This is a genomic window from Pseudomonas sp. 8(2025) (assembly GCF_052665325.1).
This window is the reverse complement of the sequence record NZ_JBQOIE010000003.1, coordinates 79,706-102,254: the sequence shown is the minus strand read 5'-3', so window position 1 is coordinate 102,254 and position 22,549 is coordinate 79,706. Positions and strand designations below refer to the sequence as shown.

The following is a 22,549-nucleotide window of genomic DNA, read 5'->3' as shown; positions in this document are numbered from 1 at the left end:
CTGTGATTAATGCAGGTGATCGGGGGCTTCGGCCTTCCTTCGCTTTCCCCGGCGGCACTGACCGCTTTAACGCAGACTTCTAGGGTTTTTCATGACGCGCTACATATTCGTCACGGGCGGTGTTGTTTCTTCATTGGGGAAAGGCATTGCCTCGGCTTCATTGGCGGCCATCCTGGAGGCGCGGGGGCTTAAGGTCACCATGCTCAAGCTGGACCCGTACATCAACGTCGACCCGGGCACCATGAGCCCGTTCCAGCACGGTGAAGTGTTCGTCACCCACGACGGCGCCGAGACCGACCTGGACCTGGGCCACTACGAGCGGTTCATCCGCACGACCATGACCCAGAACAACAACTTCACCACCGGCCGCGTGTACGAGCACGTGCTGCGCAAGGAGCGCCGTGGTGATTATCTGGGTGCCACCATCCAGGTGATTCCGCACATCACCGACGAGATCAAGCGTCGCATCATCAAGGGCGCCGGCGATGCCGACGTGGCCCTGGTGGAAATCGGCGGTACTGTGGGTGACATCGAGTCGCAACCGTTCCTCGAAGCCATCCGTCAACTGCGTGTGGAAGTCGGTTCCAAGCGCGCGATGCTGATGCACCTGACGCTGGTTCCGTACATCGCCACCGCTGGCGAGACCAAGACCAAGCCGACCCAGCACTCGGTAAAAGAGCTGCGTTCGATCGGCTTGCAGCCGGACGTGCTGATCTGCCGCTCCGACCATCCGGTGGATGTGTCGTCGCGCCGCAAGATCGCGCTGTTCACCAACGTTGAAGAGCGTGCGGTGATCTCCCTGGAAGACGTTGACACCATCTACAAGATCCCTGCCGTGCTGCACGCCCAGGGCCTGGACGATTTCGTCGTCGAGCGTTTCGGCCTGCAGTGCAACGGTGCTGACCTGTCCGAGTGGGAAAAAGTGGTGGACGCCAAGCTCAACCCAGAGCACGAAGTCACCATCGCCATGGTCGGCAAGTACATGGAACTGCTGGACGCCTACAAGTCGCTGATCGAAGCGATGAGTCATGCCGGCATTACCAACCGTACCAAGGTCAACCTGCGCTACATCGATTCCGAAGACATCGAGAACCAGGGCACCGCGCTGCTGGAAGGCGTCGACGCGATCCTGGTTCCAGGCGGTTTCGGCCTGCGTGGCGTGGAAGGCAAGATCACCGCGGTGCAATACGCTCGCGAGAACAAGGTGCCGTACCTGGGTATCTGCCTGGGCATGCAAGTGGCGGTCATCGAGTTCGCCCGTAATGTCATGGGCTGGAAAGACGCCAACTCCACCGAGTTCGATCGCACCAGCGGCCATCCGGTCGTCGGCCTGATCACCGAGTGGGAAGACGCCACCGGTGCCGTTGAAGTACGTACCGAAGCTTCCGACCTGGGCGGCACCATGCGTCTGGGCGCTCAGGAATGCTTGCTGGAAGCGGGCTCCAAGGTCCACGACTGCTACGCCAAGGACGTGATCATCGAGCGTCACCGTCACCGCTACGAAGTGAACAACAAGCTGCTGCCGCAACTGATCGAAGCTGGCCTGAAGATCTCCGGTCGCTCGGGTGACGGCGCGCTGGTTGAAGTGGTCGAGGCCCAGGATCATCCATGGTTCGTCGCTTGCCAGTTCCACCCCGAGTTCACCTCGACTCCCCGTGACGGCCACCCACTGTTCAGCGGTTTCGTCAAAGCAGCATTGGCTCAACACCAGAAGAAGGCGTGACCCTGATGGCGCAGAAGATCATCCGCGTAGGCAACATCGAGATCGCCAACGACAAGCCGATGGTGCTGTTCGGCGGCATGAACGTGCTGGAAAGCCGCGACATGGCGATGCAGGTCTGTGAAGAATACGTGCGGGTCACCGAGAAGCTCGGTATCCCCTACGTGTTCAAGGCCAGTTTCGACAAGGCCAACCGTTCGTCGGTGACCTCCTACCGTGGCCCGGGCCTGGAAGAAGGCATGCGGATTTTCGAAGACGTGAAGCAGGCCTTTGGCGTGCCGATCATCACTGACGTCCACGAGCCGGCCCAGGCTGCCGTGGTCGCCGAAGTCTGCGACATCATCCAGCTGCCGGCCTTCCTTTCGCGGCAGACCGACCTGGTGGTGGCCATGGCCAAGACCGGCGCGGTGATCAACATCAAGAAAGCCCAGTTCCTCGCACCCCAGGAAATGAAACACATCCTGAGCAAGTGCGAAGAGGCGGGCAACGATCAGTTGATCCTCTGCGAGCGCGGTTCCAGCTTCGGCTACAACAACCTGGTCGTGGACATGCTCGGTTTCGGCATCATGAAGCAGTTCGAATACCCGGTGTTCTTCGATGTGACCCACGCCCTGCAGATGCCGGGTGGTCGCGCCGACTCCGCTGGCGGTCGCCGGGCCCAGGTCACCGACCTGGCCAAGGCCGGCATGAGCCAGTCTCTTGCCGGGCTGTTCCTCGAAGCCCATCCGGATCCGGACAACGCCAAGTGCGACGGTCCTTGCGCCCTGCGCCTGGACAAGCTCGAGCCGTTCCTGGCCCAGCTCAAGGCCCTGGACGAGCTGGTCAAGAGTTTTCCGACGGTAGAAACCGCGTAAAACCGATTTCTCCGGTAAAGTACCGCACGATTATTGCTCAGGCCCCCGGGCCTGAGCCTTATCGTCTGCAAGACTGCCCGCTTTCCCTGCCTTGCCGACGGTAAAAGATTTCCTACAGCTGCGTCGTTTTCGTCAACTTTGGAGTGTTTACAACAATGGCAAAAATCGTCGACATCAAAGGTCGTGAAGTTCTCGACTCCCGTGGCAACCCCACTGTCGAAGCGGACGTGCTTCTCGACAACGGCATCATCGGCAGTGCATGCGCGCCGTCCGGTGCTTCCACCGGCTCGCGCGAAGCGCTGGAGCTGCGTGATGGCGACAAGAGCCGTTACCTGGGCAAGGGCGTGCTCAAGGCGGTAGCCAACATCAACGGTCCGATCCGCGACCTGCTGCTGGGTAAGGACCCGATCGATCAGAAGGCCCTGGATCAGGCCATGATCAAGCTCGACGGTACCGAGAACAAGGCCACCCTGGGCGCCAACGCGATCCTCGCCGTGTCCCTGGCTGCTGCCAAGGCCGCCGCTCAGGACCAGGACCTGCCGCTGTACGCCCACATCGCCAACCTCAATGGCACTCCGGGCGTCTACTCGATGCCGGTACCGATGATGAACATCATCAACGGTGGCGAGCACGCCGATAACAACGTCGACATCCAGGAGTTCATGGTGCAGCCGGTTGGCGCCAAGTCCTTCTCGGAAGGCCTGCGCATGGGCACCGAAATCTTCCATCACCTCAAAGCCGTGCTGAAGGCCCGTGGCCTGAACACCGCAGTGGGTGACGAAGGCGGTTTTGCACCGAACCTGGCTTCCAACGAAGACGCTCTGAAAGTGATCTCCGAAGCCGTGGCCAACGCCGGTTACACCCTGGGCACCGACGTGACCCTGGCCCTGGACTGCGCTGCCAGCGAATTCTATGAAGATGGCAAGTACAACCTGTCCGGCGAAGGCCAGGTGTTCACCGCCGAAGGTTTCGCCGAGTACCTCAAAGGCCTGACCCAGCGCTACCCGATCATCTCCATCGAAGACGGCCTGGACGAGTCCGACTGGGCCGGCTGGAAAATCCTTACCGACAAGATCGGCGAGAAGGTTCAACTGGTCGGCGACGACCTGTTCGTGACCAACACCAAGATCCTGAAAGAAGGCATCGACAAGAAGATCGCCAACTCGATCCTGATCAAGTTCAACCAGATCGGCACCCTGACCGAAACCCTGGAAGCCATCCAGATGGCCAAGGCTGCCGGCTACACTGCGGTGATCTCCCACCGTTCCGGTGAAACCGAAGATTCGACCATCGCCGACCTGGCCGTGGGTACCTCGGCTGGCCAGATCAAGACCGGCTCCCTGTGCCGTTCCGACCGCGTTTCCAAGTACAACCAATTGCTGCGTATCGAAGAGCAATTGAACGGCAAGGCCAAGTACAACGGTCGCGGTGAGTTTCGCGGCTAAGCAGTAGATGGTAAAAAGACACCGGATTGTGTCGGGAAAATCGCTACAGCGAGTTTTTTGCCACTAATCTGATGCCTTAAGAGCACAAGCCTGGGTCTTCCAGGCTTCGTGCTATCAGTAGGTCCGAAGTTGTTGGCATGGCTGTCTTTTTTCACTGGATACCCGATATTCGATGCGCAGTCCCAATTGGTTGTTCCTGGTCTTGCTCTTGCTGCTGGCTGGCTTGCAGTACCGCCTGTGGGTGGGGAACGGCAGCTTGGCCCAGGTTGCTGACCTGACTCAGCAGATTGCCGACCAGCACGCTGAAAACGAGCGTTTGCTGGAACGAAATCGCGTACTCGATGCGGAAGTCATGGAGCTGAAAAAAGGCATGGAGACCGTGGAAGAACGGGCTCGCCATGAGTTGGGTATGGTCAAGGAGGGTGAAACCCTCTACCAGTTGGCCCAATGAGCGACGTATTGCCGGCCTTCTGGGCCGTGATTCCTGCCGCGGGCGTTGGTGCCCGCATGGCCGCGGACCGCCCCAAGCAGTACCTGCAACTGGGTGGACGCACAATTCTTGAACACAGCTTGGGCTGCTTTCTCGACCACCCCGGCCTCAAGGGGCTGGTGGTCAGCCTGGCGGTTGATGATCCTTACTGGCCGGCCCTGGCTTGCGCCCATGATTCGCGGATCCAGCGGGTCGAAGGTGGTGCTGAGCGTTCCGGCTCGGTGCTCAATGCCTTGCTCCATCTGCACGCCCAGGGCGCTGCCGATGACGACTGGGTGCTGGTTCACGATGCCGCCCGGCCCAATCTTTCCCGGGATGACCTGGACAAACTGCTGGGTGAGTTGGTGGATGACCCGGTGGGGGGGCTGCTCGCAGTTCCGGCCCGGGACACCCTGAAACGTGTGGACAAGCACGGTCGAGTGCTGGAAACCGTTGACCGCAGTTTGATCTGGCAAGCCTACACACCGCAGATGTTCCGCCTCGGCGCCCTGCATCGGGCCCTGGCCGACAGCCTGGTGGCCGATGTGGCGATTACCGATGAAGCTTCGGCGATGGAATGGGCCGGCCAGGCGCCGCGCCTGATCGAAGGCCGCTCGGATAACCTCAAGGTCACCCGTCCCGAAGACCTGGAATGGTTGCGCCAGCGCTGGTCCAACCGCCGCTGACTGCTGGCTTGCGCTGCACCTTGTAGCTGCTGGTGCAGGCTGCGAACGACTCGGAAGGAGGCGCCGCTCTTGAGGCCCTGAAGGCCCTGCGGGCCTTGTCACAGCCTGCGGCAGCAGCTACAGGTCGCGGTATTCCGGGCGCTGCGCCAGCCCTTGTTTCAGATAATCCACCAGCTTGCGCACTTTCGGTGACAGGTGCCGTTGCTGCGGGTACAGCGCCCAGACTGCGGTGTTGGGCGGTTGGTGAGCTTCCAGCAAGGAAATCAGCGTACCGTTCTGCAGGTGCTCCAGGACGTAGTAGTCCGGCAACTGGCACAGCCCTACCCCTTGTAAGGCCGCATCCAGCACCGCCTGTCCGCTGTTGCAGCGCCAATTACCCTGCACCCGTTGCGAAAATTCGCGCCCATCCAGTTCCAATTGCCAGATATCCGTGCTGCCGATCAGGCAGTTGTGCCGGCTCAACTCCGACAGGCTGTGTGGGCGTCCATAACGTTCCAGGTAGGAGGGCGAGGCGCATAGGTACATGCGACGTGGGGCCAGGCGAGTGGCGACCAGGCGCGAGTCCTGCAGGCGCCCAAGGCGAATCGCCAGGTCCAGCCCTTCATGCACCAGGTCCAGGGGGCGGTTGCTGAGCTCTATATCCACCCGCAACTGCGGATAAAGGCTCATGAACCGGGTAACCAGCGGCACGATAAAACGCTCGCCGTAGGCCACTGCACAGGTCATGCGCAGCATGCCCTTGGGCTCGCTGGTCAGGTCGCCTACGGCCCGCAGGGCCTCCTCGCGACCATCCTGCAGACGTTGGCAATGCTGGAGAAAGGTCTGCCCGGCCTCGGTCAGGGTCACCCGGCGGGTACTGCGATACAGCAGGCGAGTCTGCAAGCGTTCCTCGAGCCGCGCCACCTGACGGCTGATATGGGACGAAGAGACCCCCAGGCGCTCGGCGGCAGCGGTGAACTGGCTGCATTCGGCGACCGCGACAAATTCGTCGATACCTTCCCAACGGTTGTCATTCATTGATTGTCCCCATACAGCAATAATGTTTTGCTTTTGTCTGGATTATTCATCGCATTGCGCTGTTTTACACTCTATGCCTCGTTTTTATTCGCTGGAGAGTCAGGATGATCAAGTCACGTGCTGCCGTAGCCTTCGAGGCCAAGAAGCCGCTGGAAATCGTCGAAGTGGATGTCGCCATGCCCAAGGCGGGCGAGGTGCTGCTGCGGGTCGTCGCCTCCGGCGTCTGCCACACCGACGCCTACACGCTGTCTGGTGCCGACCCTGAAGGCATCTTCCCGGCGATCCTCGGCCACGAAGGCGGTGCGGTGGTTGAGGCGGTGGGCGAGGGCGTGACCTCGGTGGCTGTGGGTGACCATGTGATCCCGCTGTACACCCCGGAATGCGGCAAGTGCAAATTCTGTCTGTCGGGCAAGACCAACCTCTGTCAGGCCATTCGCGCCACCCAGGGCAAGGGCCTGATGCCTGATGGCACCACGCGTTTTTCCTACAAGGGTCAGCCGATTTTCCACTACATGGGTACCTCGACCTTTTCCGAGTACACCGTGCTCCCGGAAATCTCCGTGGCCAAGATTCCCAAGGAAGCCCCGCTGGAAAAGGTCTGCCTGCTGGGGTGCGGCGTGACCACCGGGATCGGAGCGGTGATCAACACCGCCAAGGTCAAGGCCGGTGACACCGTGGCCATCTTCGGCCTGGGCGGCATTGGGCTGTCGGCGGTCATCGGTGCGGTCAAGGCCAAGGCCGGGCGTATCATCGCCATCGATATCAACCCGGCCAAGTTCGAGATCGCCAAGCAACTGGGCGCCACCGACTGCGTCAATCCGAAGGATTTCGACCGTCCGATTCAGGAGGTCATTGTCGACATGACTGATGGCGGCGTGGATTTCTCCTTCGAGTGCATCGGCAATGTGCAACTGATGCGTGCGGCCCTGGAGTGCTGCCACAAGGGCTGGGGCGAATCGGTAATCATCGGCGTGGCCGGTGCCGGCCAGGAAATCTCCACCCGTCCCTTCCAACTGGTGACCGGCCGGGTATGGCGCGGCTCAGCCTTTGGTGGCGTGCGCGGGCGCAGCGAGCTGCCAAGCTACGTGGAAATGTCCCAGACCGGCGAGATCCCCCTGGATACCTTCATCACCCACACCATGGGCCTGGAAGATATCAACAAGGCGTTCGACCTGATGCACGAAGGCAAGAGCATTCGCTCCGTCATTCACTTCTAAGAGCAGCGGCAAGCGGCAAGCCACAGGCGCCAAGCGGGAGTACCGCTTGCGGCCCATGGCTTGCGGCGTGCCGCTGGAGGTCTGCCATGAGTCTGGAAAACCTTTCCTGCCAGAAAAGCTTCGGCGGCTGGCATAAACGCTACAAGCATCATTCCCGGGTGCTGGGCTGTGACATGGTGTTCGCCGTGTATTTGCCGCCCCAGGCCGAGCAGGGCGGCAAGCTGCCGGTGCTTTACTGGTTGTCCGGCCTGACCTGTACCGACGAGAACTTCATGCACAAGGCCGGGGCTCAACGCATGGCTGCCGAGCTGGGCTTGATCATCGTCGCTCCGGATACCAGCCCGCGTGGCCCCGGCGTGCCCGGTGACCCGGACGGTGCCTGGGATTTCGGTCTGGGTGCCGGGTTCTACCTGAACGCGACGCAGGAGCCCTGGGCCCAGCATTACCGGATGCACGATTATGTGGTGAACGAGCTGCCGGAGCTGGTGGAGGCGCATTTTCCCGCTTCGCACAAGCGTGGGATCAGCGGGCACTCCATGGGCGGTCACGGGGCACTGGTGTGCGCGCTGCGTAATCCGGGGCGCTATCAGTCGGTTTCGGCCTTCGCTCCCATCAGCAACCCGATGGATTGCCCCTGGGGGCAGAAGGCGTTTTCCCGTTACCTGGGGGAGGAGCGCTCACGCTGGCGCGAGTGGGATGCCAGCGTGCTGATCGCCGAAGCCACCGAGAAGCTGCCGTTGCTGGTGGATCAGGGGGATCGTGACGACTTCCTTGCCGGTCAGCTCAAGCCTGAAGTGCTGCAGCAAGCGGCAAAGAATGCCGGGCATGAGCTGACGTTGCGGATGCAGCCGGGGTACGACCACAGCTACTTCTTTATCGCCAGTTTCATAGACGACCACTTGCAGCACCATGCACGTGCTCTTAACGCCTAATACCTGCCAAAGCAGGTAGAATCACGTCCTGACTTTTTCGGGGCGTTTTTTTATGCGTATTGGCCACGGCTACGATGTGCACCGTTTCGCTGAGGGCGACTTCATCACGTTGGGGGGGGTGCGTATTGCCCACCATTTCGGGCTGCTCGCGCACTCCGATGGTGATGTGCTGTTACACGCACTCAGTGATGCCCTTCTGGGCGCTGCCGCGCTGGGTGATATCGGCAAGCACTTTCCGGACACCGACCCGCAGTTCAAGGGCGCCGACAGCCGTGTCCTGCTGCGTCATGTTGTCGCGCTGATTCATGCCAAGGGCTGGAAGATCGGCAACGTCGACAACACCATCGTCGCCCAGGCACCGAAAATGGCACCTCACATTGAAACCATGCGGGCGTTGATTGCCGAGGACCTGCAGGTCGAGCTGGACCAGGTGAACGTGAAGGCAACCACCACCGAAAAACTCGGCTTTGTCGGCCGCGAGGAAGGCATCGCCGTGCATTCCGTGGCCTTGTTGCAACGCCCATGAATGAACTGCAACTGTTGGGCCCGCGGGCCTATGGCGATGCCCTGGGCAGCGCCGTACTCAAGGCCACTGCCGAAGACTTCCAGGTTGATGAAGTACTCGATATCCCGCTGAGCGGGGAAGGCGAGCATCTGTGGCTGTGGGTGGAAAAACGCGGCTTGAACACCGAGGAAGCGGCGCGGCGGATCGCCAAGGCGGCGGGGGTGTCGTTGCGCACTGTCAGCTATGCCGGGCTCAAGGATCGCCAGGCGCTGACCCGCCAGTGGTTCAGTGTGCAACTGCCGGGCAAGGCCGACCCGGATCTTGGCGCAGCGGAAAATCACACTCTGAAGATCCTCGAGGCCACCCGCCACAAGCGCAAATTGCAGCGTGGGGCCCATGCCGCCAATGGCTTTACCTTGCGCCTGACAGAGCTCAAGGCGGATCAGGCCGCCATCGACGAGCGCCTGAAGAGGATTGCCGCTCAAGGTATTCCCAACTATTTCGGCGCCCAGCGCTTCGGCCACGACGGTGGCAACCTGGCGGACGCCCGTAGCTGGGCTGCCCGCCAGGCGCTGCCGGAGCAGCGCAATGTGCGTTCGCGCCTGTTGTCCACCGCCCGCAGCTACCTGTTCAACCAGGCGCTGGCAGCGCGAGTGGCGGACGGCACTTGGCAGCAGGCGCAAGTGGGCGACTTGCTGGCATTTACCGACAGCCGCAGCTTTTTCATGGCCGGCCCGGATGAATGCACGGATCCGCGCCTGGCAATTCTTGACTTGCATCCCACAGGCCCGTTGTGGGGCGAAGGCGAGTCTCCGGCGGGTGGTGCGGTTCATGAACTTGAACAGCAGATGGCCGACCGCGAGGCGGCACTGTGCGAATGGCTGATAAAAGCCGGCATGAGCCACGAACGACGCATCCTGCGGCTGCCCATTGGCGGTTTGACGTGGCATTATCCCGAGCCTGATATTCTGCAACTGGAATTCGTCCTCCCGGCCGGATGTTTCGCCACCGCCTTGGTGCGTGAACTCGTCGATCTGGTGCCGGTGGGGCAGACGGACAGCTCATGCGCATTCTGATTTCTAACGATGATGGGGTAACTGCACCCGGTATCGCGGCGTTGCACGCTGCGCTGGCGGATTACGCCGAGTGCGTGGTTATCGCTCCGGATCAAGACAAAAGCGGCGCCAGCAGCTCGCTGACGCTCGACCGTCCGTTGCATCCGCACACCCTTGGCAACGGCTTTATCAGCATCAATGGCACTCCCACCGACTGTGTTCACCTGGGGCTCAACGGCCTGCTGGAGCATGACCCGGACATGGTGGTGTCGGGCATCAACCTGGGGGCCAACCTCGGTGATGACGTGCTGTACTCCGGGACGGTCGCCGCTGCATTGGAAGGGCGCTTCCTGCAACGCCCTGCGATCGCCTTTTCGCTGGTCTCGCGCCAGGTGGAGAACCTTGCGACCGCAGCCTATTTCGCGCGCAAGCTGGTGCAAGCCCAGGGCTTGCTGGATTTACCACCACGGACGGTGTTGAACGTGAATATTCCCAACCTGCCGCTTGATCATATTAGGGGCATCCAGTTGACCCGCCTGGGCCATCGCGCCCGTGCTGCGGCACCGATGAAGGTGGTCGACCCCCGCGGCAAGGCGGGTTACTGGATCGCTGCCGCCGGCGACGCCGAGGATGGCGGGCCCGGTACCGACTTTCATGCAGTGATGCAAGGCTACGTGTCTGTCACGCCGCTGCAGCTGGATCGCACCTTCAATGACGCGTTCAGGAGTCTGGATGGCTGGTTGGAGGGGCTGCGCTGATGGCTCGCGAGCAAGACGATCTGCTGCGGCGGGGAATCGGCATGACTTCCCAGCGTACCCGCGAACGCCTGATCCAGCGCCTGTATGACGAGGGGCTGTCCAACCCTCAGGTACTGGAAGTGATTCGGCGCACACCGCGGCATCTGTTTGTCGATGAGGCCCTGGCCCATCGTGCCTATGAAGACACGGCGCTGCCGATCGGCCACAACCAGACCATCTCCCAGCCTTATATGGTGGCCCGCATGAGTGAGCTGCTGCTGGCGGCTGGGCCGCTGGACAAGGTACTGGAGATCGGTACCGGCTCGGGCTACCAGACGGCGGTGTTGTCGCAGCTGGTGGAGCGGGTGTTTTCGGTGGAGCGGATCAAGGTCCTGCAAGACCGGGCCAAGGAGCGCCTGCAGGAATTGAACCTGCGCAACGTCGTGTTTCGCTGGGGCGACGGCTGGGAAGGCTGGCCGGCGCTGGCGCCCTATAACGGCATCATCGTCACTGCCGTCGCCACCGATATCCCCCAGGCCCTGCTCGATCAACTCGCGCCTGGCGGGCGCCTGGTGATTCCGGTGGGGGCAGGGGAGGTGCAGCAGTTGATGCTGATCATCCGTGAAGAACAGGGCTTTGCCCGGCACGTCCTGGGGGCGGTGCGTTTTGTGCCGTTGCTCAATGGTCCCCTGGCCTGAAGGCATTTATCAGGCTGGGGTGAATTCTGTCTGGCGGGCTGTGTCTTAGTGCCGTATCGATCGTCAATGAGTGATACGACGGTCAGAGGCAGGTTCTTGCGGCTGTCCTTGTGCTGGGCCAGCGGTAAAGCGCCTGTGTCCAGTTATACTTGCGTCACTTCACGCCTGAGTCAGGCAATCTATATCGTCAACCACCACAAAGGGAGCGGCGGGTGAGTCTCACAGTCATTGCGCAGCGTATAGGTACAACAAGCTTTCAGCGACTGATGATTGGCCTTGCCTTGAGTTCCTTGTTGGTCGGTTGCTCCAGCACCAAATCCAGCAGCGTGGGGGTGGTCGAGCGCAGTAACACTGTTGCGCCGCAGCGCCCCACGGTGACCACCGGGCAGTACGCGGTGCGTCGCGGAGACACCTTGTTTTCCATTGCCTTCCGCTATGGCTGGGACTACAAGGCGCTGGCCGCTCGCAACAACATCGCCGAGCCTTACACCATCCATCCCGGGCAGGTCATTCGCTTTGACGGCCGCACTGGCACTATGCCGGCGACGGTTGTTACCAGCACCCAGTCCAGTGCCTCCTCCTCCAGCAAGACCACGGTCATTCGTCGCCCGGCAGGCACTACGACAACGCCTGCAACTGCGACCACCACCAGCCCTGCGAGCAAGCCGGCGCCTGCTCCGGCTACCCCCGCGGGCCCCGCTCCTACGGGTTGGGGATGGCCTTCGAACGGTGTTCTGATTGGAAAATTTTCTTCAAACGGTAGTTTGAATAAAGGCATTGATATCGCCGGAGATTTGGGACAGCCTGTTTTAGCTGCGTCTGATGGGACGGTGGTTTACGCCGGGAGTGGCTTAAGGGGCTACGGCGAATTAGTCATCATCAAACACAACGAAACCTACGTCAGTGCTTACGGCCACAACCGCAAGCTATTGGTTCGGGAGGGACAGCAGGTCAAAGTCGGACAGACAATTGCCGAGATGGGATCAACTGGTACAGACCGGGTGAAACTGCACTTTGAGATTCGCCGACAAGGTAAACCTGTAGATCCGCTGCAATTCCTGCCACGTCGTTGATCCGTTACCAGCCTGTTCCGCTCACGTAGAGGGAACAGGCTCCAGCGTTGCCAGGGATAAAGGCGCCGCTTGAGCCTGAGGTCGAACTCACCAAAGGACTATAACAATGGCTCTCAGTAAAGAAGTGCCGGAGTTTGACATCGACGATGAGGTTCTCCTTATGGAGAGCAGCATCGATATGGATTCGATGTCGAATAATGAGGGGGCAACTCCACCTTCCGTTCGCACCAAATCCAAAAGCTCCGCTTCATTAAAGCAACATAAATACATTGATTACACGCGTGCACTCGATGCGACGCAGCTGTACCTCAATGAAATCGGCTTTTCTCCATTGCTCTCCCCCGAAGAGGAAGTGCACTTTGCGCGGTTGTCGCAAAGTGGTGATCCGGCCGGGCGCAAGCGCATGATTGAAAGCAACTTGCGGCTGGTGGTGAAAATCGCCCGGCGCTATGTCAATCGTGGCCTGTCACTGCTGGACCTGATCGAAGAGGGCAACCTCGGGCTGATCCGAGCGGTGGAGAAGTTCGATCCGGAACGCGGCTTCCGCTTCTCGACCTATGCCACCTGGTGGATTCGTCAGACCATCGAGCGGGCCATCATGAATCAGACCCGGACCATCCGGTTGCCGATCCATGTGGTCAAAGAACTCAACGTCTACTTGCGCGCCGCCCGTGAGTTGACGCAAAAACTCGATCATGAACCCTCCCCCGAAGAAATCGCCAATCTGCTGGAGAAGCCGGTGGCCGAAGTCAAACGCATGCTCGGCCTGAACGAGCGGGTTTCTTCGGTTGATGTCTCCCTGGGCCCGGATTCGGACAAGACCCTGCTGGATACCCTGACCGACGACCGTCCGACAGATCCTTGTGAGCTGTTGCAGGACGACGATCTGTCACAAAGTATCGATCAGTGGCTTTCCGAATTGACCGAGAAGCAGCGCGAAGTGGTGGTTCGACGTTTCGGCCTGCGAGGACACGAGAGCAGCACCCTTGAAGATGTGGGCCTGGAGATCGGTCTGACCCGTGAGCGGGTTCGGCAGATCCAGGTTGAAGGGCTCAAGCGCCTTCGGGAAATTCTCGAGAAGAATGGATTGTCCAGTGAGTCGCTGTTTCAGTAGCCACTGGATCGATTCACAAGAGCCCCGATCGACTCGGGGCTTTTTATTGCACGCAGCTTGTGGTTTTGAATGGGCTATTGCCAGAGAAGTTGGCTTAACTCTCAACCGTCATGTAAGCCAAAGATTACTTTTTCGTACGCATTCGGTTCTCGGCTACTTCTGCGTTGTCTAGTTTTGCGTAGGCTGTTTTTTATATTGTTGATTTATATAATATTTTTTATGAATGGCTATGAGTTTCGACAAAGTTTCACACGAATAGTGCGATTGCTCTTGCCGGGGAACTCTCTAATATCAGCCCTGTGTCGACGGATAGACACAGCCATCAAGGACGATGGTCAGGACATCGCAGGAAGCGATTCATCAGGACGATGAAAAGGAACACAGGGACTAGGGAAAAATGTGGGCGGGTCATACCGCCCCTTTTTTTCGTCTGTCGAAAAGTCCCGCCGGCATTTCCTTGCCCCAGAAACGCAAAAAGGCCCGCAAGGGGCCTTTTGGGAACGCGGGGGGAATCAGCGTTCGAGATCCTTGATCTTGCCTTTGACGCCATCCCACTCTTCGGCATCTGGCAACGGATCTTTCTTTTCAGTGATATTCGGCCAGATCTCTGCCAGCTCGACGTTCAACTGAATGAATTCTTGCATCTCTTCCGGGACTTCATCCTCGGAGAAAATCGCTACAGCGGGGCATTCAGGCTCACACAGTGCGCAATCAATGCACTCATCCGGGTGAATCACCAGGAAGTTCGGGCCTTCGTAAAAGCAGTCCACCGGACAGACTTCTACGCAGTCGGTGTACTTGCACTTGATGCAGTTGTCGGTGACGACGAAGGTCATTTCTAATTCTCTCCTCAGGCGGCGGCAGCGGAGCCCCTACATGACGGGGTCGCCAGGTTTGGGAGCGATAGTCTGCGCAACCAGGCTAATAGTCCGCAGCATCCCAAACCGCGCGAGATTCTAACAGCTTGAAGGCGTTCGCGTTAGATGCGTGTCTTCAATGTATAGAGCATTTCCAGCGCTCGGCGTGGCGTCATGTCATCCAGATCCAGCTTGGCCAGGTCGTCGAGCACCGGGTGCGGCAGGCTGGCGAACATGTCGCTTTGTTGCGGAACCGAGGGTTTGCCCGGCGCTTGAGGTGCCACTTCATGGGGCAAGCTGGTGGTTTCCAGGCGGCTCAAGTGCTCCCGGGCGCGGGTGATGACTGCGCTGGGAACCCCGGCCAGCTGGGCTACCGCCAGCCCATAGCTCTGGCTGGCTGGGCCTGGAAGTACATGGTGCAGGAACACAATGCGCTCATTGTGCTCGGTGGCATTGAGGTGCACGTTGGCCACCAGCGGCTCGCTTTCCGGCAGTACCGTCAGTTCGAAATAGTGGGTGGCGAACAGGGTATAGGCGCGCAGGTGGGCGAGACGTTCTGCCGCAGCCCAGGCCAGGGAAAGTCCGTCAAAGGTGCTGGTACCGCGTCCCACTTCGTCCATCAGCACCAGGCTGCGTTCCGTTGCGTTGTGCAGGATGTTCGCGGTTTCGCTCATTTCCACCATGAAGGTCGAACGGCCGCCGGCCAGGTCGTCGCTGGAGCCGATACGGGTGAAGATCCGGTCCACCAGGGACAGCTCGCAGCTCGCCGCCGGGACGAAGCTGCCGATATGGGCCAGTAGCACGATCAGGGCCGTCTGGCGCATATAGGTGGATTTACCGCCCATGTTCGGACCGGTGATCACCAGCATCCGCGTGTTGTCGTCCAGGCTCAGGTCGTTGGCCACGAACGGCGTGCTCAACACTTGCTCCACCACCGGGTGACGACCCTGGGTGATGCGCATGCAAGGTTCGCTGACAAAACGTGGGCAGTTGAGGTCCAGATTCAAGGCGCGCTCGGCCAGGTTGCTCAGCACGTCCAGCTCAGCCAGGGCACCAGCGGTATCCTGTAACGGCGGCAAATGGCTGATAAGGGTTTCCAGCAGCGCGTCGTAGAGCATCTTCTCCCGGGCCAGGGCACGGCTCTTGGCCGATAGCGCCTTGTCTTCGAACTCCTTGAGTTCCGGAGTGATGAAGCGCTCGGCGCCTTTCAATGTCTGGCGGCGAATGTAGTCCGCCGGGGCCTGTTCGGCCTGCTTGCTTGGCAGCTCGATGAAATAGCCATGGATACGGTTGTAGCCGACCTTGAGGTTGGCCAGGCCGGTACGGGCTTTCTCGCGGGCTTCCAGGTCAATCAGGAACTGTCCGGCGTTCTCGCTCAGCGACTGCAGCTCGTCGAGCTCGGCGTCGTAGCCGGTCTTGAGTACACCGCCGTCACGGATCACCGCCGGCGGATTGTCGATGATGGCCTTGGCCAGCAGAGCGGCCAGTTCCGGGTAGGTGCTGGTGGTGGCGGCCAGCTGATTGAGGTGAGTGGCCTCCAGCTCGGTCATGGCTTCTTGCAGCTCGGGCAGTGCAGCCAGGGCATCACGTAGACGGGCCAAGTCCCGCGGACGGGCATTGCGCAGGCCGATTCGCGCCAGAATCCGCTCGATATCGCCGATTTCCTTCAACTGCGGTTGCAGCCGTTCGAAACGGTAGCCGTCCAGCAGGCAAGTAATAGAGGATTGGCGCGCTTCCAGGACCTTGAGGTCGCGCAGCGGGCGGTTCAGCCAGCGGGTCAGCAAACGGCTGCCCATGGCGGTCTGGCAGCGATCGACCACCGATTGCAGGGTGTTGTCGCGCCCGCCCGCCAGGTTGGTGTCCAGTTCCAGGTTGCGACGGCTGGCACCGTCCAGCACCACGGTGTCATCCAGGCGCTCATGACGCAGGCTGCGCAGGTGGGGCAGGGCGGTACGCTGGGTTTCCTTGGCATAGCTGAGCAGGCAACCGGCGGCGCCGATGGCCAGGGTCAGGGTTTCGCAGCCAAAGCCCTTGAGGTCCTGGGTAGAGAACTGCTGGCAGAGGCTCTTGTGCGCCGAGTCCCGCTCGAAATCCCAGGGGGCACGGCGTCGCACACCGCGGCGTTTTTCCGCCGGCAAGCCTTGTGGCCAGTCATCGGGGATCAAAAGCTCCACTGGGTTGATCCGCTCCAGCTCGGCCAGCAGGTTCTCCCAGCCCTTGATCTCCAGGACGCTGAAGTTGCCGCTGGTGATGTCCAGCACCGCCAGGCCGAACAGACGCTCGTCGCCCAGCACGGCGGCGATCAGGTTGTCGCGGCGCTCATCCAGCAGAGCCTCGTCACTCACGGTGCCTGGCGTGATGATACGCACCACCTGGCGTTCCACCGGGCCCTTGCTGGTCGCCGGGTCCCCCACCTGTTCGCAGATCACCACCGACTCGCCGAGCTTTACCAGCTTGGCCAGGTAGCCCTCGGCGGCGTGGTAAGGAATACCGCACATGGGAATCGCCTGGCCGGCCGACTGCCCGCGCGCCGTCAGGGTAATGTCCAGCAGCTTGGCGGCCTTCTTCGCGTCTTCATAGAAGATCTCGTAGAAGTCGCCCATGCGGTAGAACATCAACTGATCAGGGTGCTGGTTCTTGAGGCGCCAGTACTGCTGCATCATTGGAGTGTGCTTAGAAAGGTCTATCATTCAATGGCTTACGTTCGTATGTCTATTTGACATGATGAATTTGTCTATTATTGAGTCGCATTTTGCCAAGATTTTGAGCTTTATGCGGACCTCATTTTTGAGTCGAAATACGATGATTGCATATTGGCACTGCCTTTTTCGCCATGTACCATGCTGCCTCACATCAAGTGTTGGGTAGAGAAAGCATTGGAAGCTGCAGCAAATGACTTGGAGGTCGGCGTCGAGGCCGCCCCTCCCATGGAGGTCGGCGTCGAGGCCGCCCCTCCCATGGAGGTCGGCGTCGAGGCCGCCCCTCCCATGGAGGTCTGCGTCGAGGCCGCCCCTCCTATTAGAGTGAGGTTGGAGATTTCCAATGAGATCTCGCGAGCGTCAGTGCAACCAATAATCGATCAGTTGAACGCGGCTGAAGCTGAATGTCTTTTTGAGCTTCACTTGCGCCACAATGGTGGCGGGTGCGTAACAACAATGATTGACCTCATTGATGCATTGCAGGGAACCAAGGGGCAGGTAGTCATCACCTTTGGTCGCTACATTATGAGTGCGGCTGCAACTATTTGGTTGTGGTTTTTGGTGCGAGAGAATCCTAACGTCAAGTCGTTGTACCCGCTCAAGCCAGGTGTGGTTATGTACCACCGACCTAGACGGATTCAGAAAGGTGAATACTTCTGTTTTGCTAACGAGGTTGACGCTAATCATCCACTGAAAGGCCCCCTAGAGAAACAGTTCCAGCTTTTCGATGATCTGTTTTCAGATGTATATGATTGGTTCTTGTATGAAACTCTTGACGGGACCCCGCGAGAAGCTCCTGAAGAAAACTTGATTTGTGAAAAGGACGGGCTAATGTATCGTCATTGGCTAGCTCGCCTCAAAGACGCCTACCTAGGGAACCAAGACTGCTTGATTCCCGTCTAAAAAATAGTAAGTAACTTATGAGTATGAAAGGGAGATAGGCATATGGTTGGGAAATCACTGCGAAATCTGAAACCCATTTCACAAGAAAAGCGTGAAGCCAACGTGGAAAAGGCCAGAAAAGCAATTGCTGATTACAAGCAAGCTTCTCGGGACATTCATCAGATCTGTGCGGCATCAGGCCTCGCAGAGCCTTTCCTCGTAGCTTGATCGTACGATAAAAAAAGCCCCTCACTTGAGGGGCTTTTTTGTGAGCTGCTTTTCTTCGAGGTGGCCGAGTTGCAAGTGGGTCGGTCCAGTGGCTACATCGATTTGACGTAGGCGTATATAGCGTTGTGTCATTTTTGCATCAGCATGACCGCCCAGCTTTTGTGCATCGTTGCCCTGGTCGTCGGTATCGGTCAGAGACTTGGCGCGCAGATCATGAATGGTTGCGTCGGCCACCTCGGCCCGCTTGCATGCAAGCGCGAAGGCGTCTTTCACCGAGCTGTAATGTACCGGTTTGCCGCCGCGAGGTGAGCAGAACAGGGTTAAGCCGCGGATCTTCCGTGGCAGGGCCTTGATCCTGCTGATCAGTTCTTCTAGATCTGGAGTCATTCGAACGATCAGGCGGGCGCCGGTCTTCTCTTGAGTGAAGGCAATCCCCTCGGCTGTAATATCCGCCAGCCGTATCGACAGAACATCGCCGATGCGCTGCCCGGTCAAGTAACACATCTCATAAATCACCCTCATGTTGTCGCTCGATTTACCGCAGATCGCGGCAAGCTCGGCGTGGGTGATGTACCTGTCGCGCTGCTTTTCGGGGTGTCGGCGGATGCCGGTGCAAGGATTGAAGTCAACCATCTGCTGTTCCAGGGCGTAGGTGAATACGCCTCTCAGAACAGATATCACGCGGTTGGACATATTCGGAGTGTCCGCCATGTGCATCTTGAGTTTCGCGACGTGCCTGGGCAGTACGTCGCGAGGTTCGAACTCTGCAAAGGCTTCTTTCAGCCTTACGGCTGCAGCCTGGTATTGAACAATGGTGTTTGGCTTGAGCTTCTTCGACATCTGCTCTAAAGCGTCATCGATCAGCTTGCCCATGCCGCCTTGGCTGCCGCTGTCGATGATCTTCGCATACTCTGCCAGAGCCGCCTGGAAGTCACTTCCCAGGCGTTTCCATTTACCTTTGCGCACCAGGTAGTAAGCCCCATGCTTTTCGTACATGCATGCGGGCAGGTGCCGATCTTTCTTCCGAGGACGCATCTGTTCTCACCTCACCCCAGCCGAAGCTCCGGCTCCTTCCTTGATTGAACCCCACCCATCCTGCCGATCACAACCTGCCGCAGGACTTTCGGGTGACCATCTCCACCAACTGCAAAACCGTATTTGTGGGCGGTCAGCCATCGGATTTGGGCGCCGTAGCGCTTGTAGCCCGTCAGTTCGGCCACTTCTTCAGGTGTCAGAAACATATGGGCCCCCAACGTCTAAGGACGTTGCCGCCTCAAGAGAGTCTGGCCTGTTCCTGCATTCGAAGAAGTGGTCCCACTGGTGACCGCATTCGGGGCAGTCAACCATCTGTACGCCGCACTTGTTGCGCCCAACAGTTGGATCAGGCTTGGCGAGAAGGGCTTGAAGCTCATCCATGTACTGGCTGAACTCGTCGAACTCCATGCGTCCGAACGCCATCGCCTCCAGCTTGTGACGCGGCACGCTGATCATTTCGTTACGCATGGCCGGCGCGCTCGGCTCTGCGCTGGAGGATAGAAGCCCCATGACATCTAGCAGCATCATGCAGCAGTTGGCCACGTCGGCTGCGTATTCGCTAATCTGCGGATAGTCCAGGGCGGAAAGCGCCTCGCCGAGCTTGTCGTGGTGGTGCGTGATCTCGTTGAAGGCCGTTGCGGCAGTCATACCAAGCCAACCCTCGCGGTCACCCTTATGGCTATTGGCCTTCAGCTCTCGGACCATCAACGCCACGAACGGGCGCAGCGTGTCGCCGTATTTGCCGAACAGCGCGTCCCACTCGGGCAGGTGCTTATACCCCTCCACAAGCTGCGCGGGCGGGCGAATCTGAGCGATCAGCGTTGCATCAGGGGTTGCTGCCTCGCGCAGCTTTTCGTGGGGTGTAAGTGCTTCGGTGGTGCTGCTGCAAAGAGCAATAATGCCTGCTGCTGTGCAGCAGAGGCTGTTGTTTACAGGCGCGGCGATCCTGCTGGCGTTGCAGAGCAAAGCGGCCTTGTCCTGGTGGTGGAACTGTTCAGCCTGCATGCCGCTTTTCTCTGGCGTCTCGATCTTGTGGCGATCCATCACGCGACCTCCTTGGCCAGGTCGGCCAGCAACAGCGCGTTGTCGGTGTTCTTCTGCAGCCGGCGGAAAGCCTCGCTGCCGATCAGGGTCTTTACCTGCCGTTCAAACTCTTTCCGGTAGCGGGTCAGGGCGCGCAGTTCAGCGTTGGCTTTCTGGTGCTGCTGGTGCAGCTCGCCGGCCGCCTGTGGTGTGAGGCGTAGCAGTACAGGTGGGCGGCTCATGCGGCTTTCTCCTGCTCGGCTGGCTGGAGTAGGTCGGCCATGGCCAGTAATTGGTCCCGCTGGATGTGGGCGTTTCTCTCAAGGCCCTTGCAGGTGCGGAAAGCGCTGAACGCTCCGGCCGCTACGCGCAGTGTTTCGGCGATGCAGAGCAACTGCTGCCGGTCCTGTTCTCCGAGCTGTGAAGCGGCCCGGGCTCGCTTGTAGTGGCCATAGAGTTTTTGGTAATGCTCCTGGGCCTGCTCAAGCTGCAGTTGCTTCTCGCGCAGGGCTTCGGTGCTGTCCGAGTGCTGGATTGCTTTTCCTTCGTCTATTCCGCTTTCTCGGCCTCGGTTGTGGCCAATGAGGTAGCCGACTCCGAGAACAAGGCCGCTGGTGATGATCAGCCCGATCAAGGCGAAGATCTGTAGTTGTGTCATGTGGTGCACTCCTAGTTTGCGTGGCTGGTGGTGGCAGCCGTTGGGTTACTGGTTTTGCTCGGGTGTATCGGTCTGCTGCCTGGCCTGTTCCTCGTCGGCCTTGTAGGCGCGAATATCGATCAGGGCGGCAACGTGTCGGATATGCGCGTACTTCGGCGCCTTGCGGCTGCTGTCTAGCGTCATGACTGGTAGCTGAATGCGGCCGCTGGTGATCTCAGCGACAAACGTCTGCTCGTTGAGGTTGCGAAAGTACTGCGCGCGCAGCTTGTCCAGGGGGATCAGCACGTCGCCGAAGGTGCGGAATAGCAGCTCAACGGTGGACGTTTCCGGCGCTGGCATCAGGCGCAGCGGGCTTTGGTTAGCGTTACTCATCGGTTTGTTGGCTCTCCAGACGCTGGCGGCGTTTCGGATGGTTCCAGGTGTTCAGACAATGGGCTTTTGTCAGCTCCCGCAGATGCTCCGGAACCTCAAGGAGCGCAGCGTTGCGCTCCTCTTTGGTCCGTAAAGCGAGGATCTGGCGGGCGTACTCCCTAGGCCACGTCACGGCGGTCTGCCGGGATGGCAGGAAGATCGAGCCCTAATTGCTCCGCAAGCCACGGAATTCCGGCCTGGTGAACCCTCGTTGACTGGCTGTACTGCATGCCTAGCTTCGGGTGGAACCACTGGCCTTGCTTGGTCCCCAGGTATTCCCGGTCCCGTGTTGGGTAGGCTGGTAGACGCTTGGCATTGAGCAGGTCTTTCTCCCGCATCAGGGCGATCAACTGCGGCCGGGTGATACCGAAGTACCGGGCCGTTTCTTTAAGGTTGCGATCCATAGCGGCCCCCTAAGCAGCGTGCGCGGCGGGAGTCGCCAGCGTGGCCAGGTGGTTGATGGATTCGCAGGCGGCCTTGTAGATCTCTGCATCGGAGCCGTAAACCGTGAAGCATTTAGTTCTTGGGCTGCGATGGCCGATGCTGAGGATGATGGTTGCGCCTGCACGGCTCCGGGTGCGGTGGATCGCTGCCCTAATCGGCAACGAGAAACCCATATCAAGGTCAAGGAATCCGCCCAGGCAAACCAGGCCAAAAACCCGCTCTCGTTGCTCTGCGCTGAACGTCCCATACTCGCGCTCGGCGTGGGGTAGGGGTTGAAGCAGGGCATTGGGATCGATTGGGAAGTTGGCCACGCCCTCAATGAAATCTGCCAGCTTGAGGTGGGTTTTCTTGTCGTTGGCCAGGGTAAGGGTGTGGCGCTCGCTGCCCAGCTCGATGACAAAGGAGCTTTCTGCAGGGCCGCGGTCAACGTTCAGGCGAAACCTTAATGCCGTGCGCTCGGGTGAGTTGCGCAGCGTGTGGTTAAAGGTTTGGCTCAGGTTGACCTGGGCTTTGAGTAGCTGCAGCGTGCGGTTGTCGATTGAGAATCTGTTCATGCCGCGCTACCCCCGCCGTTCGGGCCAAAGGGGGCGCAGTGATGGGGTTGGGGCTTTGGTTTGAGAGGGATGTAAGGGCAGCCGAATCGTTGCGCCAGACGGCGGATCTCAAAGATTCGATCAGGGTTTGCAGCGGCCGGGTGGACGTGCAGTGATGCATTGGTGTGCATGGTGTTGCCTCGCTCTGTGGTGGAAGAGTGAGGCAAATATCACGCAGCGTGCTTTAAAGGTCAACA

The 22,549-nt window shown here is 59.6% G+C and carries 25 protein-coding genes; 14 read left to right on the top strand and 11 right to left on the bottom strand.

What is annotated here, in order from left to right; all coding sequences use genetic code 11:
• Positions 1-91: 91 nt before the first annotated feature.
• The 5 genes from ACUXVH_RS07350 to ispD all read left to right on the top strand — a co-directional run bounded on the left by ACUXVH_RS07350 (position 92) and on the right by ispD (position 5,174).
• Positions 92-1,723 (top strand): CTP synthase, encoded by a 1,632-nt coding sequence (locus ACUXVH_RS07350; RefSeq protein WP_011059541.1) that lies wholly within the window; start codon positions 92-94, stop codon positions 1,721-1,723.
• A 5-nt stretch (positions 1,724-1,728) separates the two neighbouring features.
• Positions 1,729-2,574: a 3-deoxy-8-phosphooctulonate synthase gene (gene kdsA / locus ACUXVH_RS07345; protein ID WP_011059542.1), complete on the top strand. Its 846-nt coding sequence runs from the start codon at positions 1,729-1,731 to the stop codon at positions 2,572-2,574.
• Positions 2,575-2,729: 155 nt separating this feature from the next.
• Positions 2,730-4,019, top strand: a complete 1,290-nt coding sequence (eno, locus tag ACUXVH_RS07340) for a phosphopyruvate hydratase (RefSeq protein WP_011059543.1) — start codon at positions 2,730-2,732, stop codon at positions 4,017-4,019.
• A gap of 172 nt (positions 4,020-4,191) precedes the next feature.
• Positions 4,192-4,470 carry a cell division protein FtsB gene (gene ftsB / locus ACUXVH_RS07335; RefSeq protein ID WP_011059544.1) on the top strand — a complete coding sequence of 93 codons (279 nt, stop codon included), beginning with the start codon at positions 4,192-4,194 and terminating at the stop codon, positions 4,468-4,470.
• Positions 4,467-5,174: a 2-C-methyl-D-erythritol 4-phosphate cytidylyltransferase gene (gene ispD / locus ACUXVH_RS07330; protein WP_019093200.1), complete on the top strand. Its 708-nt coding sequence runs from the start codon at positions 4,467-4,469 to the stop codon at positions 5,172-5,174. Before ftsB ends, ispD begins: the two co-directional genes overlap by 4 nt.
• A 117-nt stretch (positions 5,175-5,291) precedes the next feature.
• Here ispD and ACUXVH_RS07325 read toward each other — a convergent pair whose 3' ends face one another.
• Positions 5,292-6,191 (bottom strand): LysR substrate-binding domain-containing protein, encoded by a 900-nt coding sequence (locus ACUXVH_RS07325; RefSeq protein ID WP_065364544.1) that lies wholly within the window; start codon positions 6,189-6,191, stop codon positions 5,292-5,294.
• A gap of 104 nt (positions 6,192-6,295) precedes the next feature.
• On the opposite strand from ACUXVH_RS07325, the gene ACUXVH_RS07320 reads away from it, so the two are divergent.
• From ACUXVH_RS07320 to rpoS, 8 genes are all read left to right on the top strand, one after another.
• Positions 6,296-7,408 carry an S-(hydroxymethyl)glutathione dehydrogenase/class III alcohol dehydrogenase gene (locus ACUXVH_RS07320; RefSeq protein ID WP_011059547.1) on the top strand — a complete coding sequence of 371 codons (1,113 nt, stop codon included), beginning with the start codon at positions 6,296-6,298 and terminating at the stop codon, positions 7,406-7,408.
• Between the two features lie 86 nt (positions 7,409-7,494).
• On the top strand, positions 7,495-8,340 hold the full coding sequence (gene fghA / locus ACUXVH_RS07315) for an S-formylglutathione hydrolase (RefSeq protein ID WP_041116226.1): 846 nt from the start codon (positions 7,495-7,497) through the stop codon (positions 8,338-8,340).
• A gap of 52 nt (positions 8,341-8,392) precedes the next feature.
• Positions 8,393-8,866, top strand: a complete 474-nt coding sequence (gene ispF / locus ACUXVH_RS07310) for a 2-C-methyl-D-erythritol 2,4-cyclodiphosphate synthase (RefSeq protein ID WP_011059549.1) — start codon at positions 8,393-8,395, stop codon at positions 8,864-8,866.
• Positions 8,863-9,921, top strand: a complete 1,059-nt coding sequence (truD, locus tag ACUXVH_RS07305; protein WP_053149271.1) for a tRNA pseudouridine(13) synthase TruD — start codon at positions 8,863-8,865, stop codon at positions 9,919-9,921. Before ispF ends, truD begins: the two co-directional genes overlap by 4 nt.
• Entirely contained in the window at positions 9,909-10,658 is a 750-nt protein-coding gene (surE, locus tag ACUXVH_RS07300; RefSeq protein ID WP_011059551.1) for a 5'/3'-nucleotidase SurE, read from the top strand. Before truD ends, surE begins: the two co-directional genes overlap by 13 nt.
• Positions 10,659-10,699: 41 nt before the next feature.
• Complete coding sequence (locus tag ACUXVH_RS07295; protein WP_169892832.1) at positions 10,700-11,335, top strand: protein-L-isoaspartate(D-aspartate) O-methyltransferase; 636 nt, start codon at positions 10,700-10,702, stop codon at positions 11,333-11,335.
• A gap of 212 nt (positions 11,336-11,547) precedes the next feature.
• A complete protein-coding gene (locus ACUXVH_RS07290) occupies positions 11,548-12,408 on the top strand; it encodes a peptidoglycan DD-metalloendopeptidase family protein (protein ID WP_065364543.1) in 861 nt (286 codons plus the stop codon).
• Between the two features lie 106 nt (positions 12,409-12,514).
• A complete protein-coding gene (gene rpoS, locus ACUXVH_RS07285) occupies positions 12,515-13,522 on the top strand; it encodes an RNA polymerase sigma factor RpoS (RefSeq protein WP_011059554.1) in 1,008 nt (335 codons plus the stop codon).
• 512 nt (positions 13,523-14,034) lie between these two features.
• Here the strand turns inward: rpoS and fdxA are convergent.
• Both fdxA and mutS read right to left on the bottom strand, forming a co-directional pair.
• Positions 14,035-14,358, bottom strand: a complete 324-nt coding sequence (gene fdxA, locus ACUXVH_RS07280; RefSeq protein ID WP_011059555.1) for a ferredoxin FdxA — start codon at positions 14,356-14,358, stop codon at positions 14,035-14,037.
• A gap of 143 nt (positions 14,359-14,501) precedes the next feature.
• The gene (mutS, locus tag ACUXVH_RS07275; protein WP_445494419.1) at positions 14,502-17,069 is read right to left on the bottom strand and encodes a DNA mismatch repair protein MutS; all 2,568 of its coding nucleotides are present in this window, start codon (positions 17,067-17,069) and stop codon (positions 14,502-14,504) included.
• 186 nt (positions 17,070-17,255) lie between these two features.
• Here mutS and ACUXVH_RS07270 point away from each other — a divergent pair, with 186 nt between their 5' ends.
• Positions 17,256-17,981, top strand: a complete 726-nt coding sequence (locus ACUXVH_RS07270) for a hypothetical protein (RefSeq protein WP_445494417.1) — start codon at positions 17,256-17,258, stop codon at positions 17,979-17,981.
• Positions 17,982-18,209: 228 nt separating this feature from the next.
• Here ACUXVH_RS07270 and ACUXVH_RS07265 read toward each other — a convergent pair whose 3' ends face one another.
• The 8 genes from ACUXVH_RS07265 to ACUXVH_RS07230 all read right to left on the bottom strand — a co-directional run bounded on the left by ACUXVH_RS07265 (position 18,210) and on the right by ACUXVH_RS07230 (position 22,313).
• Positions 18,210-19,223, bottom strand: a complete 1,014-nt coding sequence (locus ACUXVH_RS07265) for a tyrosine-type recombinase/integrase (RefSeq protein ID WP_445494415.1) — start codon at positions 19,221-19,223, stop codon at positions 18,210-18,212.
• A gap of 11 nt (positions 19,224-19,234) precedes the next feature.
• Complete coding sequence (locus tag ACUXVH_RS07260; protein WP_065364539.1) at positions 19,235-19,429, bottom strand: DUF4224 domain-containing protein; 195 nt, start codon at positions 19,427-19,429, stop codon at positions 19,235-19,237.
• Positions 19,413-20,267: a hypothetical protein gene (locus ACUXVH_RS07255; protein WP_445494412.1), complete on the bottom strand. Its 855-nt coding sequence runs from the start codon at positions 20,265-20,267 to the stop codon at positions 19,413-19,415. Before ACUXVH_RS07255 ends, ACUXVH_RS07260 begins: the two co-directional genes overlap by 17 nt.
• Positions 20,267-20,488, bottom strand: a complete 222-nt coding sequence (locus ACUXVH_RS07250; protein ID WP_445494410.1) for a hypothetical protein — start codon at positions 20,486-20,488, stop codon at positions 20,267-20,269. The genes ACUXVH_RS07255 and ACUXVH_RS07250 overlap by 1 nt, the downstream gene beginning before the upstream one ends.
• Positions 20,485-20,904, bottom strand: coding sequence for a hypothetical protein (locus tag ACUXVH_RS07245; protein WP_445494408.1), 420 nt, complete (start codon positions 20,902-20,904; stop codon positions 20,485-20,487). Before ACUXVH_RS07245 ends, ACUXVH_RS07250 begins: the two co-directional genes overlap by 4 nt.
• Before the next feature lie 45 nt (positions 20,905-20,949).
• Entirely contained in the window at positions 20,950-21,276 is a 327-nt protein-coding gene (locus ACUXVH_RS07240) for a pyocin activator PrtN family protein (protein ID WP_445494406.1), read from the bottom strand.
• A 158-nt stretch (positions 21,277-21,434) separates the two neighbouring features.
• Positions 21,435-21,719, bottom strand: coding sequence for a DNA-binding protein (locus ACUXVH_RS07235; protein WP_445494404.1), 285 nt, complete (start codon positions 21,717-21,719; stop codon positions 21,435-21,437).
• 9 nt (positions 21,720-21,728) lie between these two features.
• Complete coding sequence (locus tag ACUXVH_RS07230; protein WP_445494402.1) at positions 21,729-22,313, bottom strand: hypothetical protein; 585 nt, start codon at positions 22,311-22,313, stop codon at positions 21,729-21,731.
• Positions 22,314-22,549 lie beyond the last annotated feature (236 nt).

What these genes read in the sequence shown, in the direction of transcription:
- ispD (WP_019093200.1), top strand. Translation starts at nt 4,467, where the DNA reads ATGAGCGACGTATTGCCGGCCTTCTGGGCCGTGATTCCTGCCGCGGGC.
- ACUXVH_RS07250 (WP_445494410.1), bottom strand. Translation starts at nt 20,488, where the DNA reads ATGAGCCGCCCACCTGTACTGCTACGCCTCACACCACAGGCGGCCGGC.
- truD (WP_053149271.1), top strand. Translation starts at nt 8,863, where the DNA reads ATGAATGAACTGCAACTGTTGGGCCCGCGGGCCTATGGCGATGCCCTG.
- ACUXVH_RS07295 (WP_169892832.1), top strand. Translation starts at nt 10,700, where the DNA reads ATGACTTCCCAGCGTACCCGCGAACGCCTGATCCAGCGCCTGTATGAC.
- ACUXVH_RS07350 (WP_011059541.1), top strand. Translation starts at nt 92, where the DNA reads ATGACGCGCTACATATTCGTCACGGGCGGTGTTGTTTCTTCATTGGGG.
- fdxA (WP_011059555.1), bottom strand. Translation starts at nt 14,358, where the DNA reads ATGACCTTCGTCGTCACCGACAACTGCATCAAGTGCAAGTACACCGAC.
- ftsB (WP_011059544.1), top strand. Translation starts at nt 4,192, where the DNA reads ATGCGCAGTCCCAATTGGTTGTTCCTGGTCTTGCTCTTGCTGCTGGCT.
- eno (WP_011059543.1), top strand. Translation starts at nt 2,730, where the DNA reads ATGGCAAAAATCGTCGACATCAAAGGTCGTGAAGTTCTCGACTCCCGT.
- mutS (WP_445494419.1), bottom strand. Translation starts at nt 17,069, where the DNA reads ATGATAGACCTTTCTAAGCACACTCCAATGATGCAGCAGTACTGGCGC.
- kdsA (WP_011059542.1), top strand. Translation starts at nt 1,729, where the DNA reads ATGGCGCAGAAGATCATCCGCGTAGGCAACATCGAGATCGCCAACGAC.
- ACUXVH_RS07320 (WP_011059547.1), top strand. Translation starts at nt 6,296, where the DNA reads ATGATCAAGTCACGTGCTGCCGTAGCCTTCGAGGCCAAGAAGCCGCTG.
- ACUXVH_RS07260 (WP_065364539.1), bottom strand. Translation starts at nt 19,429, where the DNA reads ATGTTTCTGACACCTGAAGAAGTGGCCGAACTGACGGGCTACAAGCGC.
- ispF (WP_011059549.1), top strand. Translation starts at nt 8,393, where the DNA reads ATGCGTATTGGCCACGGCTACGATGTGCACCGTTTCGCTGAGGGCGAC.
- surE (WP_011059551.1), top strand. Translation starts at nt 9,909, where the DNA reads ATGCGCATTCTGATTTCTAACGATGATGGGGTAACTGCACCCGGTATC.
- ACUXVH_RS07230 (WP_445494402.1), bottom strand. Translation starts at nt 22,313, where the DNA reads ATGAACAGATTCTCAATCGACAACCGCACGCTGCAGCTACTCAAAGCC.
- ACUXVH_RS07235 (WP_445494404.1), bottom strand. Translation starts at nt 21,719, where the DNA reads ATGGATCGCAACCTTAAAGAAACGGCCCGGTACTTCGGTATCACCCGG.
- ACUXVH_RS07265 (WP_445494415.1), bottom strand. Translation starts at nt 19,223, where the DNA reads ATGCGTCCTCGGAAGAAAGATCGGCACCTGCCCGCATGCATGTACGAA.
- ACUXVH_RS07255 (WP_445494412.1), bottom strand. Translation starts at nt 20,267, where the DNA reads ATGGATCGCCACAAGATCGAGACGCCAGAGAAAAGCGGCATGCAGGCT.
- fghA (WP_041116226.1), top strand. Translation starts at nt 7,495, where the DNA reads ATGAGTCTGGAAAACCTTTCCTGCCAGAAAAGCTTCGGCGGCTGGCAT.
- ACUXVH_RS07240 (WP_445494406.1), bottom strand. Translation starts at nt 21,276, where the DNA reads ATGAGTAACGCTAACCAAAGCCCGCTGCGCCTGATGCCAGCGCCGGAA.
- rpoS (WP_011059554.1), top strand. Translation starts at nt 12,515, where the DNA reads ATGGCTCTCAGTAAAGAAGTGCCGGAGTTTGACATCGACGATGAGGTT.
- ACUXVH_RS07325 (WP_065364544.1), bottom strand. Translation starts at nt 6,191, where the DNA reads ATGAATGACAACCGTTGGGAAGGTATCGACGAATTTGTCGCGGTCGCC.
- ACUXVH_RS07245 (WP_445494408.1), bottom strand. Translation starts at nt 20,904, where the DNA reads ATGACACAACTACAGATCTTCGCCTTGATCGGGCTGATCATCACCAGC.